2 protein-coding genes are annotated in these 1,876 nt (G+C 68.2%); both read right to left on the bottom strand.

All coding sequences use genetic code 11. The features are described from left to right. Positions 1–591 precede the first annotated feature (591 nt). Positions 592–1,236 carry a LysE family translocator gene (locus ACIQUT_RS40260; protein ID WP_403570698.1) on the bottom strand — a complete coding sequence of 215 codons (645 nt, stop codon included), beginning with the start codon at positions 1,234–1,236 and terminating at the stop codon, positions 592–594. 293 nt (positions 1,237–1,529) lie between these two features. Further along, positions 1,530–1,709: a hypothetical protein gene (locus ACIQUT_RS40255; RefSeq protein ID WP_403570696.1), complete on the bottom strand. Its 180-nt coding sequence runs from the start codon at positions 1,707–1,709 to the stop codon at positions 1,530–1,532. Between the last annotated feature and the right edge of the window lie 167 nt (positions 1,710–1,876).

Raw genomic sequence — 1,876 nt, 5'->3', positions numbered from 1 at the left:
GTCGCAATCCACACCGAACCCGGAAGGCCCTCACCCGTTCAAGACACCTCAGCCGAGACCTGCATCACCCGTCCACAACCTCCCGAGGCAATACAGCTAGAGCTCCTCGCGGTCCTGGCGTCCCGCCGAGGTCAGTGCCCTGAAGCGTCGCCTCGGCCAGGCCGCCCTCCCGCCCCATCCGCGAGTACCTGCGACGGCGGGGAATCCGCCACACCATCCCGGAGAAGTCCGACAGCCAAGCGGCCCGCCTGCGCAAAGGCGCACGTGGCGGACGGCCACCAGGCTTCGATGAGGACCGCTACAAGAAGCGCACCACCGTCGAGCGGGCGATCAACCGCCTGAAGCAGTCCCGCACGGTCGTCACTCGCTACGACAAGCGCGGCTACGTCTTCCTCGGCGCCGCCACCGAGGAGGCCGTCGCCATCTGGCTCCGAACATGACCCCCAATGCAACCCAACAGTAGACACTTCGGGTTCTGGCGCCTGGCGCTGCTGATGCGAACAGCCAGATCGCTCACGATCGCGTCGGCGATCTCAGCGACGTATTCGGCTGATCTCAGTAGGCCCGGTGTCACAGGCGCGCGGGCATGGCTCAGGCCGAGACTGGCGTACGGGACAGGGCGGTGCGCAGCGCGAAGACGCCGAGCAAGCCGCCTGACGCGAACCGCTGAGCGGTCATCACGCGGGGCCGGGCGGTCAGAAACCCCGACACCCGTGCTGCGCCCAGCATGATCAGAGCATTCACGGAGATCCCCACGATGATCTGCACACCACCGAGCTGGAGCAGTTGCGCCCAGTCCGGGCCCGCCTGTGGATCCATGAACTGGGGCAGAAGAGCGGCGTACATGAGAGCGATCTTGGGATTGAGTAGGTTGGTCAGGAGCCCCATCGAGAACAGGCGGGCATCGGAGACCGGAGGCAGGTCGTGGGCCGGAGCGAAGGGCGAGCGGCCACCGGGCTTCAGCATCCCCCAGGCCAGGTAGGCGAGGTAGGCGGCCCCAGCGAGCTTGACCACCGTGAACGCCAGCGGCACGGCGGCGAACAACGCGGACAGTCCTACGGCCGCGGCCAGCAGATAGCACAGGAATCCCACCGCGGTCCCGCTCAGGCTGACCAGGCCCGCCCTGCGGCCCTGGGTGATCGCGCGAGAGGCGAGGTGGATCATGTTCGGCCCCGGAGTCAGTGCCATGCCCAGTTCGACCAGGGCTACTCCACCCACCGCGGCCAGACTGATCACCGGTCAACTCCCGATCATTTGCCGGGTACCTGGTACCCGGAGTGGGGCGGCGCCCGGCTGTGACGGGCGGCTGCGACGCATCGGCAGTGCCTGCATCGCCTTCCTCAGGATACGGCCCCGCCGTTCAGTGTCTCCGTGCACCCCTCACTCCCGTCGGCCGACGAGACCAAGCGACTGCCCGCCGGATCGCCCACGATCGCGTCGGCGATCTCCGCGTGATCAGCCGGACAGGTCCTCTAGTGTCCTGAGTCGGAGATTCGGCGGAGGCCACCCCGGTCCCGGCGGCTGGCTGCTCAGAATTTGCCCATGTGCTGTACGGTGCGGTGCCCGAGGACGCGCCCGAGCTCTGCCACGAAGTTGTCCGCCCGCGGTGGCCAGCCCCAGAACTCGAACGTGAGGGCCCCCAGGGCGTAGTAATCGGGCCACTGCCACTCCGTGACGGGGGCGCTCTCGTCGCAGGCCGGGCAGTCCACGTGTCCTGCTCCTGTGGACTCCCAGGCCTCGACCGCCGTACCGAAAGGGGCCCAGAGAGCCTGGTCCGGCTCCCATCCCTGATCTTGCGTGGGTATCCCCGGCTTCAGCCGGGGAGGGAAACGCATCCTTGGCCCGGAGGCGCGGAGCGCCGGAGTTCGCTGCGCCT

This window comes from Streptomyces sp. NPDC090445, assembly GCF_044769385.1.
GTDB lineage: Bacteria > Actinomycetota > Actinomycetes > Streptomycetales > Streptomycetaceae > Streptomyces.
This window is presented reverse-complemented; position numbering and strand designations above follow the sequence as displayed.